Annotated in this window: 9 protein-coding genes; all 9 read left to right on the top strand. The window is 38.6% G+C overall.

The genetic code is table 11. The features are described 5' to 3' along the window. Positions 1-46: 46 nt before the first annotated feature. Positions 47-1,357 carry a dihydrolipoamide acetyltransferase family protein gene (locus VK161_RS13785; protein WP_324215374.1) on the top strand — a complete coding sequence of 437 codons (1,311 nt, stop codon included), beginning with the start codon at positions 47-49 and terminating at the stop codon, positions 1,355-1,357. 4 nt (positions 1,358-1,361) lie between these two features. Beyond that, on the top strand, positions 1,362-2,429 hold the full coding sequence (locus VK161_RS13780) for a branched-chain amino acid aminotransferase (protein ID WP_324215373.1): 1,068 nt from the start codon (positions 1,362-1,364) through the stop codon (positions 2,427-2,429). Between the two features lie 52 nt (positions 2,430-2,481). After that, a complete protein-coding gene (locus VK161_RS13775; protein ID WP_324215372.1) occupies positions 2,482-4,527 on the top strand; it encodes an alpha-ketoacid dehydrogenase subunit alpha/beta in 2,046 nt (681 codons plus the stop codon). Between the two features lie 463 nt (positions 4,528-4,990). After that, positions 4,991-8,119: a ligand-binding sensor domain-containing protein gene (locus VK161_RS13770; RefSeq protein WP_324215371.1), complete on the top strand. Its 3,129-nt coding sequence runs from the start codon at positions 4,991-4,993 to the stop codon at positions 8,117-8,119. Between the two features lie 2 nt (positions 8,120-8,121). After that, on the top strand, positions 8,122-8,868 hold the full coding sequence (locus VK161_RS13765) for a LytTR family DNA-binding domain-containing protein (RefSeq protein WP_324215370.1): 747 nt from the start codon (positions 8,122-8,124) through the stop codon (positions 8,866-8,868). Between the two features lie 291 nt (positions 8,869-9,159). Continuing rightward, the gene (locus tag VK161_RS13760) at positions 9,160-10,017 is read left to right on the top strand and encodes a hypothetical protein (RefSeq protein ID WP_324215369.1); all 858 of its coding nucleotides are present in this window, start codon (positions 9,160-9,162) and stop codon (positions 10,015-10,017) included. A gap of 21 nt (positions 10,018-10,038) precedes the next feature. Then, a complete protein-coding gene (locus tag VK161_RS13755) occupies positions 10,039-11,469 on the top strand; it encodes an RICIN domain-containing protein (RefSeq protein WP_324215368.1) in 1,431 nt (476 codons plus the stop codon). A gap of 139 nt (positions 11,470-11,608) precedes the next feature. Beyond that, the gene (locus VK161_RS13750) at positions 11,609-12,388 is read left to right on the top strand and encodes a hypothetical protein (protein WP_324215367.1); all 780 of its coding nucleotides are present in this window, start codon (positions 11,609-11,611) and stop codon (positions 12,386-12,388) included. 16 nt (positions 12,389-12,404) lie between these two features. Beyond that, a complete protein-coding gene (locus tag VK161_RS13745; RefSeq protein WP_324215366.1) occupies positions 12,405-16,193 on the top strand; it encodes a tail fiber domain-containing protein in 3,789 nt (1,262 codons plus the stop codon). The last annotated feature ends 341 nt before the right edge of the window (positions 16,194-16,534 follow it).

Here is a 16,534-nt window from a genome sequence, read left to right as displayed (position 1 = left end):
AACTAAATTAAAAATAAAGTTGTTAGTATTTTGCCAATAAAGGCTTATGGCTGACAGCTTATGGCTTACAGCTATGATAACAGAATTCAAAATGCCCAAAATGGGCGAAAGCATTACCGAAGCGACCATCATCAACTGGTTAAAATCAGTTGGTGATTATGTCGAAGCTGAAGAAACTATCGTAGAAGTCGCTACCGATAAAGTAGATAACGATGTACCTTCTCCAGTTTCGGGCGTGATTACTGAAATACGCTTTCAAAAAGACGATGTAGTAGAAGTAGGAACGGTTTTGGCGTTAATAGATTCGGAAGCAGGAAGCGGGAAGTTGGAAGATGTAAGTAAAAAAGAACAAACAAAAGTTGAGGTTTCATCTACAACACAAAATCAACAGCCAACAACCGAAAACCGAAAACTGACAACCAATCCGAATGCATTTATTTCACCATTAATCATCTCCATTGCCCAAAAAGAAAATCTTTCCATAGAAGAATTACAAACTATTCCGGGTTCAGGTGTTGAAGGAAGATTACAAAAAAGTGATGTTTTTAATTACTTAAAGAACCGTAAATATCCTATTCAATCCAAGCCGACAACCGACAACCGACAACCGGCAACTTTTCCTAAACCCAAAATCAATTTTATAGAAGGAAAAGACCGCATCGTAGAAATGGATCGCATGCGCAAAATGATTGCCGATCATATGGTGTATTCCAAACAGACTTCGCCTCACGTAACTTCGTACATTGAAGTGGATGTGACAAATTTGGTGAATTGGCGCAATGCAAACAAAGATAAATTCCAAGAAAAGCACAACGAAAAACTTACATTCACTCCTGTTTTTGTTCAGGCTGTAGCCAAAGCGATTGTCGATTTTCCTATGATTAATGTTTCTGTAGATGAAAAAAACATCATTGTTCACAACGACATCAACATCGGAATGGCAACTGCTTTACCATCAGGAAATTTAATTGTTCCTGTAGTTAAAAATGCCAATGAAAAAGATTTAGTTGCTTTAGCAAAAGACGTCAATTCATTAGCCGAAGCATCTCGAAATAACCAATTAAAACCCGAACAAATTCAAGGAAGTACATTCACCATTTCCAATGTAGGAACGTTCGGAAGTTTGATGGGAACACCGATCATCAATCAACCCGAAGTGGCCATTTTAGCTTTAGGAATCATCAAAAAAAGGCCTGAAGTTATTGAAACTGAAAATGGTGACGAAATCGCCATTCGAAGCATGATGTACCTTTCGTTATCCTTTGATCACAGAGTAGTAGACGGATTTTTAGGTGGTTCATTCCTGCGAAAAGTAGGCGATTATTTAGAACAATTTGACACCAACACAACGATATAACATTATGGAAACAGTAATGACACAATCAATAAAAATAACCAAGGTCACACAATCAAGAGTTTCAGAGGTAAATCTTGAAAACATTACAATGGGAACTCATTTTTCCGATCACATGTTCGTCTGTGATTATGTAAATGGAGAATGGCAAAATGCCCGAATCGAACCATTAGCCTTGATTCCGACGCATCCAGCCGCTATGGCATTGCACTATGGACAAGCCATTTTTGAAGGAATGAAGGCGACTTTAGGAAAAGATGGAACGCCATTGTTGTTCCGACCTGAAGAAAATGCCAAGCGTATGAATTTTAGTGCCAATCGAATGGGAATGCCTTTGTTTCCAGAAGATTTATTCGTTGAAGCCTTAAAACAATTCACCGCTTTGGAAAAAGAGTGGATTCCAACGCAACAAGGCAGTGCCTTGTATTTGCGTCCGTTCATGTACGCTGACGAAGCGTTTATCGGAATGCGTGCTGCTACCACTTTTAAATTCATCGTAATGGCATCACCAGCCGGACCTTTTTTCAGTAGAAAAATCAAGTTGTACGCCGAGAAAAAATACGTTCGTGCTGTAAATGGCGGAACCGGTGAAGCCAAAGCTGCCGGAAATTACGCTGCAGCCATTCGCCCAACCGAATACGCCAAAGCCAAAGGTTACGATCAAGTGCTTTGGTTGGATGCTCAAGATTTCGAATACATTCAAGAAGTCGGAACCATGAATATTTTCTTCAAAATTGCTGGAAAATTCATCACACCCGATTTGAGTGGTTCGATTTTATCCGGAATCACGCGCATGAGTGTCATCGATTTATTACGTGATAAAGGTTTTGAAGTAACCGAACGTCCGATCACCATTTCAGAAATTATTGAAGCGCACGAAAATGGAACTTTAGAAGAAGCATTCGGAACCGGAACCGCAGTCGGAATTGCCATGATTGAAGAAATCGGAAACAATGATTTATCCATCAAATTCCCAATCGAAAACCCCGTTTCTGTAATGGTCAACGACACCTTAAATGCCATCAAAGTGCAAGACATCGAAGACAAATTCGGTTGGATTGTAGAAGCTAAATAGTTTTACAAACCTAACAGGTTTCAAAAACCTGTTAGGTTTAATATTAATTAAAATGTTAGACAAAAACACACTCGAAAAAGCCTTCACCACCATGGCAACTGCTAAAGCCATGGCTACTTTGTACGAAGACAATTTCAAAATCGTTTCCAAATACGTACACGCTACTTCACGCGGACACGAAGCCATACAAATTGCTGTAGGGATGCAACTCTTGCCCCAAGATTACGCCTTTCCTTACTATCGTGATGATGCGATGCTATTGTCCCTCGGAATGCAACCGTATGATTTGATGCTCCAATTAATGGCTAAGAAAGACGATCCGTTTTCGGGCGGTCGAACCTATTATTGCCATCCGAGTTTAAAAGACATCGATAAACCTAAAATTCCACACCAATCGTCTGCAACCGGAATGCAAGCGATTCCTGCCACTGGAGCAGCAATGGGTTTTTGGTACAAAGAAAATACAGGGTTACAAAATGACATCGAGCCAAAACCACTCGTAGTTTGTTCACTCGGAGACGCTTCTGTCACCGAAGGCGAAATTGCTGAAGCATTACAAATGGCAGCGTTAAAACAACTTCCGATTTTATATTTGGTTCAAGACAATGGTTGGGATATTTCGGCAAATGCAGCCGAAACTCGTGCTCAAAACGCCTTTGAATACGCCAAAGGGTTTAACGGAATCGAAGCGATTTCCATCGACGGAGCCAATTTTACCGAAAGTTATTTGGCAGTAAAAAAAGTTATCGAAACGATTCGTGAAGAACGTCGCCCTTTTTTAGTTCATGCTAAAGTTCCGTTATTAAATCACCATACTTCTGGTGTTCGAATGGAATGGTACCGCGACGATTTGGAAGAAGCACAATCCCGCGATCCTTTTCCAGTTTTAATGCAACAATTGTTGGATGCAGGGTTTACCCAACAACAAATAGATAATCAATTGGCAACAGCTTTAGTTGTTGTCCAAAATGATTTCCAAAAAGCCCAACAAGCCGAAGATCCACAACCATCCGATTTATTCACTCATGATTTTGCACCAACACCAATCACAGAAGAAGTGGGTGAACGAAATCCTGAGCGCGAAGACAAAGTCGTAATGGTCGATTGTGCACTTTTTGCGGTCGAAGAATTGATGAAAAAACACCAAGAGTGCTTGTTGTACGGACAAGACGTTGGCGCTCGTTTGGGCGGTGTTTTCCGTGAAGCAGCTACTTTAGCTCAGAAATTCGGAGACGAACGCGTATTCAACACGCCCATTCAAGAAGCGTTTATTGTAGGTTCTACAGTCGGAATGTCGGCGGTTGGCCTAAAACCCATCGTTGAAGTTCAGTTTGCTGATTACATTTGGCCCGGACTCAATCAATTGTTTACCGAAGTGAGTCGCTCGTGCTATTTGTCCAACGGAAAATGGCCAGTGAGCATGATTCTTCGCGTGCCGATTGGTGCGTACGGTAGCGGCGGACCGTATCATTCATCTTCTGTTGAAAGCGTTCTGACCAACATTCGTGGCATCAAAATCGCTTATCCAAGTAATGGTGCTGACTTAAAAGGTCTTATGAAAGCGGCCTATTATGACCCAAATCCAGTGGTAATTTTAGAACATAAAGGTTTGTACTGGAGTAAGGTGAAAGGTACTGAAACTGCTCGTGTCAACGAACCTTCCGAAGATTACATTTTACCATTCGGAAAAGCCAATATCGTACAAGAAATTTGGGAGCAAGAAACCGCCGAAACCATTACCGTAATCACTTACGGAATGGGCGTTCATTGGGCGCTAAATGCTTCCGAAAACATCAAAAATCAAGTCGAAATCATCGATTTGCGCACCTTGTATCCGCTCGACGAAGAAACCATTTTCAAATCGGTTCGCAAAGCCAAAAAATGCCTGGTCGTAACTGAAGAACCTACCAATAATTCCTTTGCAAGAAGTCTCGCAGGATTGATTCAAGAAAATTGTTTCAAACATCTGGATGCGCCCGTAATGGTCATCGGTTCCGAAAACATGCCTGCGATTCCACTCAACAGCACACTTGAATTCACCATGATTCCGAATGTAGATAAAGTTCGTATTAAAATAGAAGAATTACTCAATTATTAGTTTTCAGAAGCCAATCCAGCTGTACATTACAAGTCCGCAGTAAAAGCAAAAATTTTCTAAACTGCAAAAAGAGCTTCTTGGGTCGCTTTTTTGCAGTAAGAAAATAATTTTGCTTTTCCTTTGCGGGCTTTCCATTTCCATCTGGGCTAGGGCTATTTTACTATCAACACATCCAACTTCAACATTCAAAATTCGTTGTTCAACATTCCTTGTTCAAGTCTTTCTTTAAAAATAGTATCTGTCGTTATTGAATTTTGAATATTCAACTTGGAATAATGAATCATGAAGTTTTTTTAGTGAAATCAACTCGTTCAACTTCAAAATTGAAAATTAGTTGTTCAACATTCGTTGTTCAAGCTTACTGATCCAAAAACCATCTACAAAAGTCAATTACTCAATAAATCTGCTCAATACAAAAAAGTAGCTGCAGTTTTTTCTTTTTTTCCTAATTTGCAATCACTTTATGAAAGCAAAGTGGTACATAGCGATTTTTATGTGGGTTTTGGGCTGGTGTACTATGGCTCAAAATACCGCTTTATCATTCATTAATTTTTCGGAAAAAGACGGACTCACCGATAAGTACATCTATACCGTAGCCCAAGATAAAAACCACATGATTTGGATAGGTACCGGAAGTGGTTTGTATCGTTTTGACGGAAAAAAATTCGAGAGAATTAAGAGTTCTATCGATAAACCGGGTCGTCAAATCGGTAATATTTTACAGAATATTTATGTTGATCAATCGGGCAAATTATGGTTGTCGAGTATCAACGCGCTTCAAATTTTTGATCCTATAACCCAAGTTTTTTCAAGTGTTAATTACAATGATGCAGTTATCAGTAAAATGATAAAGGCATTCATTATGGGTTTTCATGAAGATAAAAAAGGCAACATCTGGATCGCTACGCAAACCAATTATTGGTACAAATACAATCCCAAAACCAAAAAAGCCACTCATTTTGTGCCTAAAGATTCGAATGTAAACGAAGCCTCTAAAGACGTTTTAAAAATCATCGAAACGCCAGACGGTCGCCTTTGGGCAGTAACTACTAATGGTTTGTTTGAATTTTTTGACAACGGTACAATCGTTCCGCATTGGAATGTGAAAAAAGGAAATAGTTTCTACGACGGATTTTACGATGCTAAACGCAATTGCATTTGGTTAGCTGGTGGTTTTGACGGAATTGTACAATTTGACATCCAATCCAATCGTTTTGAAAGTCAACCGCTTATTGTTCCCAATTCAAAGAATTCCAATCCTGCTAATTTTGTTACTCTTATTGCTCCAAAAGACGATAACACACTTTGGTTTTCTGCTAGTATACTCGGTGAATATTCTATTGCTACCAAAAAATTTATCAATCATTCACCGGTCTATAAAGACGAATATTCATTTAAAACTACACCAATAAGCCGATTTTTTCACGATCGAGAACACAATCTATGGATTGCTTCTTATTCAGGATTGTCGATGCTTCCTTGGCAAAATAATCAAGTGCAATCGTATCCATTATTCAATTCTTTTGCCGAATATACCGTTGAACCTTATGGTAGTCTTTTGTATAAAGATGGCTACTTAATAGCCAATAATACCAGCAACGGTTTTCTTTGGTTTCATCCAAAAGAAAATAAAATGGAGCTTATTCAAAACCCATTTTACTCAGGTCAATTCCGAAACATGAAAGGCATTGAAGCGCTGGCAATGACAGCCGATAAACAAATTTATGGAGCGAGTGCTGATGGGATTTTTGTTTTGAATCAAACCACTAATCAACTCATTCCAATTAATGTTGTGGATCAAAATGGAAAAAAACCAAATGCTGTGTTCAAGATGTTTGCCGATCGATCGCATACGCTTTACCTGACTTCTGCTACCGATGGATATTATACTTTTAATACTAAAACCAATTCGCTACGACACATCAAGTTGGCCGAAGTAGATCCATCCAAGAAAACAGCTTCTTCAGGGATGATTTCACCTCGAATTGAAGACCAAAACGGTAACATTTGGTTTACGTATACGAGTGGTGTCTATTGTCTTGAAAAAAAGACGGGAAAGTACCTTCATTATGGTTTTGGTAAAGCTCAAAATAATGGCGCAACCATTTCTCAATCCATTGATATTATTCAAGACAGTAAGGGTCATTATTGGATCACCACACTTGATAACGGAATTTTTGAACTCATTCTAAAGGATAACAAAGAAACCTTACTTAATTATTCAAAAGAAAATTCAGGATTGCCCGCCGATTATTGTGCCAACATAGTAACCGATTTTAATGGAATGATTTGGGTAGGAACATCCAACGGATTGGTGCAATTTGATCCTGTTAAAAAGCAGATTGTTTCTGTCATGGGACAACAACACGGCTTCAAAGACAATGGCACTTCAGTGGTTGTTAATCGATTGACTGACGGCTCAATAGTAGTTAATCATTATGGACAACTGTCTGTTTTCAATCCGAAAACCTATAAAAAAAATACACTGCAACCCAAAGTCACCTTCACCAATATCAAAGTCTTGGATCGCAATTTATCGACTAAAGAGATCAATGCAGGAAACATCGATTTAAAATACAATCAAAACTTCATAACCATAGATTGGGCTTCGGATGTGTATAATAACTCCAATCAGAATCGGTTTGCTTACCAACTTTCTGAAGTAGATGTAGCATGGAACTACACCGATAAAAATTCCATTTCCTATTCGAATTTAGAAGATGGAGATTATACGTTTCAAGTAAAATCAGCCAACAACGATGGTATTTGGGGACAAGTTACCACATTCAAAATTAGCATTGCAACACCTTTTTGGAAAGCGTGGTGGTTTTATGGATTGTTAGTGCTTTTGGTGGGCGGAATTTTATACGTTTTTTATCAATTCAAATTGAATCAAGTCAAAAAAGAAGAAAGTCTTAAATCAGCCTACGCACAACAAATTGCCGAAATTGAGATGAAGGCACTGCGCGCGCAAATGAATCCGCATTTCATCTTCAATTCACTCAACAGCATTCAGAAATACATCTTAAAAAACGACAGTTTTGCTGCATCTCAATATTTAACAAAATTCTCCAAGTTGATTCGTCTGATATTGGATCATAGTAATCAGAATTACATTTTGTTGAGCAGTGAAGCCGAATTATTAAAATTGTATATCGAAATTGAAGCCTTGCGTTTTGATAATCAATTTGAATACGATTTAGTGGTTGATGAAGTTCTCAATACTGAAGCGATTCAAATTCCGTCGATGATCATCCAACCGTATGTTGAAAATGCCATTTGGCACGGATTATTACACAAAGAAACCAAAGGAAAATTGACTCTACACATAGCGCGATTTGATGAAAACAACATCAAAGTGTTGGTTACTGATGATGGGATTGGTCGAGCCAAAGCACAAGAATTAAAAAGCAAACAAGTCTTGAAAAAGAAAAGCTACGGTTTGCAAATTACCGAAGATCGTATTTCGATTTTAAACAAAACGCAAAGCAGTAAAACCACTTTGAAAATTCACGATTTAAAAGATGAAAACGGCAATGCTTCAGGAACACAAGTAGAATTGATTATTCCTGTTCAAACTATAAACGAATAGCCATGATTAAAGCAATAATCATCGACGACGAAAAAAATGCAATCGAAGTACTCGAAATGCAACTCCGTCAGTTTTGCAAGGAAGTATATGTAATTGCGACCTGTAATGGTGGAAAAGAAGGCGTAAAAGCCATTAAAGAACTGCAACCCGATTTGGTTTTCTTAGACATTGAAATGCCGCACATCAATGGTTTTGATGTTTTGGAACAAACAAAAAACTTGAATTACAAAGTTATTTTTACCACTGCTTACGATCAATTTGCCATTAAGGCGTTCAAGTTTTCAGCTATTGATTATTTACTCAAACCGATTGATATCATCGATTTGCAAAATGCGGTTGAAAAAGCCCAAAAAGAAACGCAAAATCACAATTTAGAAGACAAAATCAAATTGTTGGTAGAGCAATACCATCCCCAAAAAAACCGCCAAAAAGTGGCGCTTCCGGTTGGAAATATGTTGGAGTTTTTTGATGTAGATGAAATCATTCGTGTAGAAAGCGATAGCAATTATTCACATATTTTTCTTGCCAATCAAAAGAAAATCACATTGAGTAAAACCCTAAAAGATGTCGAAGAAAACATCAAAGGTGAACCGTTTTTTAGAGTGCATCAATCGCACTTAATCAACACCAATCATGTTGAAAAAGCCGTTAAAGGTGAAAACGCTTATGTAGTGATGAAAGACGGAACGACCATCACTGTGAGTCGCAACCGAAAAGAAGAATTCTTCGAGCTTTTCCGCCGTATCTAAGGCAAATTTTCCAATTCTCAATAAATCTGCAGAATACTAAAAAGCATCTATTAGCAGTCGTTTTTATGAGTTATTTTGAGGTGTAAATCACAAATTAAAGCTCCTAAAATTCGACGGATGAAATAAGTACTGTCTTTACTTTTTTATTATTGATTTTGTCTCAAAAGAACAAGGATATACTAAAATCGTTTAAATCTTGATGGGACTTCTTTTGCCAAAAAATAGGAGCAAAATTGAGGTTTACTTTCGAAATCTAGAGTTCGTATTGTATAACAACTAAAACCTAATATCATGAAAAATCAAATTAAAAGAGTAATTGTACTAATGGTGCTATTGGTATTCCATTATACCAATGCGCAAGTTTTGGACGGCTTGGTGAAAAGTGCCGAGAAAAAAGTCGCAGAAAAAGTAAACAAAGAACTGAAAAAAGACAATGACAACAAACAGAAGAAGTCGAAAGTAATTAAAAAATCATCCGAGTTTGAACCTGCCAATACTTTGGTGTTTCTAGAAGATTTTTCCAAAGATAAAATTGGTGCTTTTCCTGCTTCTATGATGACGAATTCGAGTGGTGAAATTGTTGAAATTGACGATCAAAAATGGTTGCAACTGGGTGGAAGTGGCGCATTCACTTTCAAAGACATCAACAAAGGAAAGCCCTTTTCTCAGGAATTTACATTAGAATTCGAATTGTATGCTTCAGACGATTTTGTGCGTCATTCGAAAGAATTGGGAATGGTGTTGGCCGAAAGCAAAAACATAAAAAAAGATTTCTCTCTTTGGGGCGAAAACCGCAATGGAAGTAACGGTATAAAAGTGGGCTTCCATCCCATTGAATATGGGGATAAAGGCAAAGGACAAACCCGCTTTTTTGCCTACAAAGGTGGTTTAGAAACGCAAAAAGTAGAGAAAATTCAAACCAATTTTTCGGTAGAAAACAATAAAGTCAAAGTTCAAGTAAAACGAACTGCCGAACGAATTATGGTCTTCATCGACGGAGTAAAAATTTGGGACAATCAAAATGCCTTTGATGCAAACAAAAACTACAGTGCATTGGTCTTCACAACCGGCGAATACAAAGGAGAAAATGCGTTTTACATCTCTAATATCAAGTATTCGGAACAACGAGAGATTGAAGAACCTAAATAACATCCAAATCCATAAGAAATCATGAAAAAACTTTTAACAATAGTGTTTTGTGGAATGTTACTAACACAAATGAACGCTCAAATTAAAACAACCATCAACTCATCGGCCAAATCAGCCATGACCAAAGGTGGTGCTGATTATTATCGTGTAGTAGTAAAAGGATTTACTTGTAACCGTGAAACCGTTGACGATATGCTGGAACGTGATGGCAAAAGAGACGAAATTTATCTGACTTCATTCAGCTATTTAGTCAATGCAATAGGAAATGCTATTCCTTCTACAGCGATTCGTACCAAATCCAAGCTTTTTGGAGACATCAATGGTCGCGGACCCGAAAATAAATGGGCCATGGCAGGAAGCGCAGCCGGTGGTTTAGGCGGCATCCAAACGGGAGATCAATTGCCCGATATTGAGCCGTGGAAGAACAATGCACCCGCTTCGGGCGATTTGTTGCCTTTTGTTTTATGGGAAGGCGAATTGAAATCAGGAAGCGATTATGCCGTCATTCATCCTGGAATAATGGAATGGGATGGGCCAGCCGATTTTTTGACCAATTTTTGGCACAATAGTTTTGCCGCTCAGGCACTCAAACCTGCCATCGGTTTTGCATCGTTGCCTTTTAAAGCATTCGGAATAGGAACTTCGATTCCGTATGATAATGCACCCGGTGTTTATCCTGTACCTACGGTAATGCAACAATTTGGCAGTATTTTTTACAAAGCCGATTTGCAATTACTTTCACGCGAGGAATTGTTGAAACTGACAGTTGTGACCAATATGCCTTCCGATCGACCAATAGGTGTTGGCGGAGATCAAATCTTCAACCCGCTTCAAATTCGCTTAGACCAAAATGTAGCCAATCAAATTTCTCAAAGAGATTTTGGATATGGAATGGGAATCGTTCCAATAGTGTATCGAGATGTTGAGGACTTAAAAGGAGAATACACTTTGTATTTGGCTTTTGAAAAGATAACCGATGCCACTCAACGCGATAAAATGAATGTGATGCATGCGGATGCTTTTGATCCTATCGCCGAATACTCGTTTCGAAGTGCACATGCACCCGATAAAGAGACGGATATTCTCAATGGTGGCATGGAAAGTAATACGCATGTGGTTTTGAATGATTTGTTAGGGCTCAAAAGTCAGCGTTGGTCCATCAAAAAAGCCAATCAATTTTACTATCAGATAACCAATAAATACAATAATTTGTTGTTGGATATTTTGAATCAAAACGACATCAACGGCTCCAATATTGTAACCAGTTCGCCCAATGGGAATGAGGCTCAACTTTGGACGTTTATTCGATATTGCGATGGTAGTTGGTTGGTTCGAAACGTAAGAACCAAACGTGTTATGGAAGTATACAATGCCGCCAATTACGTCGCCGCTCCTCTCGGCCAATGGGACTACAACAACGGTAAAAACCAGCGTTGGTTCATCGAAAAATAGTACAAACATTTGGCAGATTTAATGATGTTTTGATAGAGTTTCTTCAAATACTAATTAAATCTGCCAAATACTAAATTACACTCATTCAGACCGTTCATTATGTTTTATTTTGATGTTGAAACCTTCAAAACACTACATTATGAAACCAATAAACTACTTCGTTTTATTTTTGAGCATGAGTATTTTCTTTTCATGTTCGAATGATGAAATTGCAACTCAAAGTACCCAATCTCAATCAACTACAACAACTTCTTTACGCACTCTTCCTCCACCAACTCCGGGTGAACTTCGCGGTTTGTACGATGCGAAATTCAGCAATGGTACCGAGTTTAATTTGCTTTTTGAATACGGTAATAATGTGACTTTTGGTGGTCCAACAGTCAATGACATGTTATCGGTATCGGGAATGCAAACAAACTATTCGTATTTCGGAACTCTTTATGAATTCATCATTTTTGATGGAACGAATTATTTTAATTTCAGATTCATTTATGATAGTGCAACTACAAAACTCACGGGAACTTATGGAACAGGAACTAGTTCTACTAATTTAGGAACTTTTACTGCTAAAAAACACATCACAGGAAACTCTGGACTTTCTCAACTCAAAGGATATTGGTTGGGTTATTATAGTACAGGTTCTGGCGCACCGACCAACGATTACGTCATGGTGTTTGAAGAAGGTGGTAAATTATCGGTAGCTGCCCATCCTACACTGCACGGAAGTTTTCCAGCTACCGGAACCTATTCGATATACGGAAACACAGTTATTGGGTCGTACACTTATTTCATTGGTGGAACGTACAGTTTTAAATTCGATTTAACCAACGGATTTCCAGATGTTAATGGAACTTGGGGTTACGGCAGCAACAATAACAACGGCGGTAATTTCACCTTGTCTTCTCAGAATTTTTACTAGTCTAAAATCGGAAACTATGAAAAAGTTTGTAGTACTATTTTTGATGTTAATTTTTGGTTACAGCTATTCACAGGTAGGAATCAATACCACAACGCCAAGTGCGCAATTGGAAATCAAATCGTCCAATCAAGTTACGCCGAGCAATACCGACGGAATTCTTATTCCTAAAGTCGATGCGTTTCCAGTTGCCAATCCAACAGCAGCTCAAAACGGTATGTTGGTGTTTTTAACCGCAGCTTCAGGAAGCAATCAGCCGGGTTTTTACTATTGGGATAATGCCACATCTTCGTGGGTTGGCTTTACATCAACCAAAAATGCCGACGCCGATTTTTATGAAGTAGGAGGAACACTTGCGCCCGATAATATCAACGATGAGATGTATCATTTGGGCAAAGTCAAAATTGGAAACACCACTGATTTAGAAGGTAAAATCGAAGTGGTTTCCGATGAAAATATACAATTTGGTATACGCAATCAACGCAATTTGAATCCTTCAGCTGCAACTAAAAGGGTTGGGATTTATAACGAATTAACTGGAACTTCAAACGCCGAGTTGAACGGAAATGGAAACGATATTTTTACCAATGGAGATGGTATTCATTACGGAACTACGAATTATTTGAGCGGTTCGGGTTTAGGAAATCGAATCAGTTTTAACTCTATTTTAACCGGAGCTTCAACGGGTTCAATCACAGCGCTTGATAATACTTTTTTAAATACTGGAACCGGATTTCACACAGGGGTGATTAACAGAATGCAAGGCATTAATGCAGCTGGCCATGTTGGAGTAACAAACCAAATCTCAAGTGCAGGAAATGGTTCTCAATACGGAATCAATAATTTTTTGAGTAATGGTGGCGCAACCTCTTTAAAATACGGCATTTACAACATAATATCAGGAACAAGTGCGGGTTGGCACTACGGAGTGAGTAACGAATTCAATACGAGTGGAATAGGCGTTAGAACTGGTCTTATAACTAATTTCACAGGTTCAGGTTCAGGAACTCATACGGGAATGCGAACTGAAAACACTTCTTCGGGTAGTGGAATACATTACGGAAGTTATGTTGCTTTGGGCGGAACTGGAACCGGAAATCAAGCAGGTTCGGAAACCATAATCAACAACTCGGGAACGGGCTTTCATTATGGTGCCATTTATACCTTGAACGGATCGAGTGCTGGAGAAAAAACGGGGGTTTACAATGCCATTACTTCTGCCAATGCAGCAGGCGTTTATGGTTCGCGCAATTTATTGTCTCTCAACGGAAGTGGAATAGGATATGGAACTTTTAATTCCATCAGCGGTACTCAATCGGGTTTAAGTTATGGCGTATTCAATGAAATAGCAGGCAGCAATTCAACTACTCAACATGGCGTAAACAACTTTTTTAACAGCACAGGAAATGGATTGCGTTACGGTTTTCAAAACTTGTTTTTTGGTTCATCTACCGGTGATAAAATAGGTCTTAATAATCAATTTTCAACAGCTGGATCCAACAATTTATTGGGTGTTCAAAATTTAATGTCGGGTGCCGATACTGGAAACAAAAGTGGTGTTTTTTCGATGATAACGGGAAATGGTAGTGCCTCCGCCAAAGGAGTTAACAATGTAATCACAGACAATACCACAGGGGACAACTACGGGGTGTATAATTCGTTGAGCGGAAGTGGAATTAGTGGGAATAATTACGGTATGTACAATTCAATAGCAACAGGAAACTCGGCCGGTGTTTATAATAATTTTACAACTAGCGCCTCAGGAGCTTTAGAAGGTGTAATAAACAATTTTACAAATACTACTAGTGCTTATAGTGGATTTCACAATATAGGTAATTTTTCAACAGGTTTATTAAATGAAGGGCAAACATTACAAACAGGAGTTACGAATGATTTTTTAACAACAGCAGGAGGCGGTGCTCCGTTAATTGGAGTAAATAATACTATGTTGACCGCTACCAGTGTCACAAAGTTGGGAATAAGAAACGAATTAGGTGCATCTGGAAATGGAACAGGAGTATACAATAGTCTTACAGGAACCGCTAATGTCACCAATTTCCAGTTAGGAGTTAATAATGCGATTTCCGCAACTTTTGACGGTGTTGGGACACAAAATAACATTATTTCAGATGTAGATGTTGCTGCAGCCAATGGACAACATGGTGCTTATGGAACCAGAAATTTCATTACGAACAACAATGCCGGAAAAGCTTATGGTTCTTACACGGAAATTTCAGGACCAGGATCAGGAGATGTATTCGGTTATTATGCCTACTTTTCAACGCTAAATAGCGATAATATAACTGGCACAAAAAATTATATTTCTTCTCAAAGTCCCCTTAGTATTGGTGTAGAAAATACGATACGTGACTTCAACTCGGGGTTTCAATACGGTTTAAAAAATGATATTGGAAGCGTCGTTTCCGGAAATGCTAGTGTTTTTGGTGTTGATAATGCCATCAGTGGATCAAGTACAGGAGCACAATATGGTGTTAGAAATTTGATAACAAATAATCAAAACGGATTACACATTGGTACCGAAAATCGTTTGACGGATGGTGGTTCTGGGGGTAAATTTGGAACACGAAATATATTTAATGGAACAGGTGGCGGCATTCATACAGGAACTTTCAATGAATTCACAAATTCAAATGCAAGTACTGTCTTTGGTAGTCATACAATTTTGAACACCAACGTTAGCGGTGAACAATTCGGTACAAGAAACTACATCGCCGGAAATTCTGTAGGAAAGTACGGAACCTATAATTACATTATGGGTGATAGCTCAGCTGGTGGAAGCTACGGAACCTATAACTTCTTTTTGTCGTCAAGCTCAAATAAAAACGGTGTGTACAATATTATTAATGGCGGAATTAATGATATTAATTCTGGCTTTTTTAATACAATCACAACAGGAAATTCTGGAATAGCAAGAGGACTCTACAATCAAATAAGTTGTTTCGGAACAAGCTGGGCTTACGGTATGAAAAATGATCTTTTTGATGGTAGTAGTGCTTCCGTATATGGAATGCACAATACGTTCAGTGGCAATGGAAGTTCTAATCAAATTGGAAGCTACAATGAAATGCCAAGTTCCGGTTCAGGGATTCATTGGGGCTCCTACACGCTTTTATCAGGTGGCGGAAATTCCAATAAAGCCGGAAACGATGTTTTAATCAATAGTTTAGGTTCTGGTGTGCATTATGGCTCCATCAACAATTTAACAAGTACAGGAGCAGGTGCCAAATACGGCTCTTACAATTTCGTCGACTTCTTTGCTGGTGGATTGCATTACGGGGTTTATTCTAGTGCTACCAAGCCCTCAGGTTACGCAGGCTACTTCCTTGGCAACGTATTTGTCTCGGGCGTTTTCACCAATCCATCCGATGCAGCGCTTAAAGAAAACATAGCGCCAACCCAAACAATTTTGGGCAAAATTAATGCGCTGCAAGTCAAAGACTATTCGTTCAAAACTGATATGTCTCAAAAATACGGCTTCGCCCGCGGTCAACAAACGGGTTTCATCGCCCAAGAAATGGAACAAGTGTTTCCTAATTTGGTAAAAGAAGAAATCTTGTCAACTCCCAAAGATCCTAATAAAATCGCAGAAACTACCCACGAAGAACGCACCATCAAATCCATCAATTACGTCGGTTTGATTCCGTACCTCACCAAAGCCATTCAAGAGCAACAACGCATCATCGAAACCGAAAAAGAAAAATCAGCACGCCTCGAAGCCGAACTCAACGCACTCAAGCAAAATCAATTGCTTCTCGAAGCCCGATTGCAAAAATTAGAGAGCAAATAGTCATAGTAAGTAGTTTAGTTTCCAAAAACCGCCACGTCTCGCACAAAGCGGTTTTTTTATTCACTGAAAACTGCGACTGTATGCTAAATAAGAAGCCAATCCCGCTTTCCACTCCAAGTTTTTGCAAACACTGCTTTTTTTGTAAGGCATAAAAATAGCTTCCGTTGGTCGCTTTTTTATACCAACAAAAAATAGCATTCTTTCGCAAAAAGCTTTCCGTTGCAATCGGGGCTAGGGCTACTTTACTATCAACACATCCAACTTCAACATTCAAAATTCGTTGTTCAACATTCCTTGTTCAAGTCTTTCTCTAAAAATAGTATCTGTCGTTATTGAATTTT

This window comes from Flavobacterium sp. (genome assembly GCF_035299245.1).
In the GTDB taxonomy this organism is placed as follows: domain Bacteria; phylum Bacteroidota; class Bacteroidia; order Flavobacteriales; family Flavobacteriaceae; genus Flavobacterium.
This window is presented reverse-complemented; position numbering and strand designations above follow the sequence as displayed.

Excerpts from the sequence above, each read along its gene's own strand:
- VK161_RS13785 (WP_324215374.1), top strand. The coding sequence starts at position 47 with ATGGCTGACAGCTTATGGCTTACAGCTATGATAACAGAATTCAAAATG.
- VK161_RS13780 (WP_324215373.1), top strand. The coding sequence starts at position 1,362 with ATGGAAACAGTAATGACACAATCAATAAAAATAACCAAGGTCACACAA.
- VK161_RS13775 (WP_324215372.1), top strand. The coding sequence starts at position 2,482 with ATGTTAGACAAAAACACACTCGAAAAAGCCTTCACCACCATGGCAACT.
- VK161_RS13770 (WP_324215371.1), top strand. The coding sequence starts at position 4,991 with ATGAAAGCAAAGTGGTACATAGCGATTTTTATGTGGGTTTTGGGCTGG.
- VK161_RS13765 (WP_324215370.1), top strand. The coding sequence starts at position 8,122 with ATGATTAAAGCAATAATCATCGACGACGAAAAAAATGCAATCGAAGTA.
- VK161_RS13760 (WP_324215369.1), top strand. The coding sequence starts at position 9,160 with ATGAAAAATCAAATTAAAAGAGTAATTGTACTAATGGTGCTATTGGTA.
- VK161_RS13755 (WP_324215368.1), top strand. The coding sequence starts at position 10,039 with ATGAAAAAACTTTTAACAATAGTGTTTTGTGGAATGTTACTAACACAA.
- VK161_RS13750 (WP_324215367.1), top strand. The coding sequence starts at position 11,609 with ATGAAACCAATAAACTACTTCGTTTTATTTTTGAGCATGAGTATTTTC.
- VK161_RS13745 (WP_324215366.1), top strand. The coding sequence starts at position 12,405 with ATGAAAAAGTTTGTAGTACTATTTTTGATGTTAATTTTTGGTTACAGC.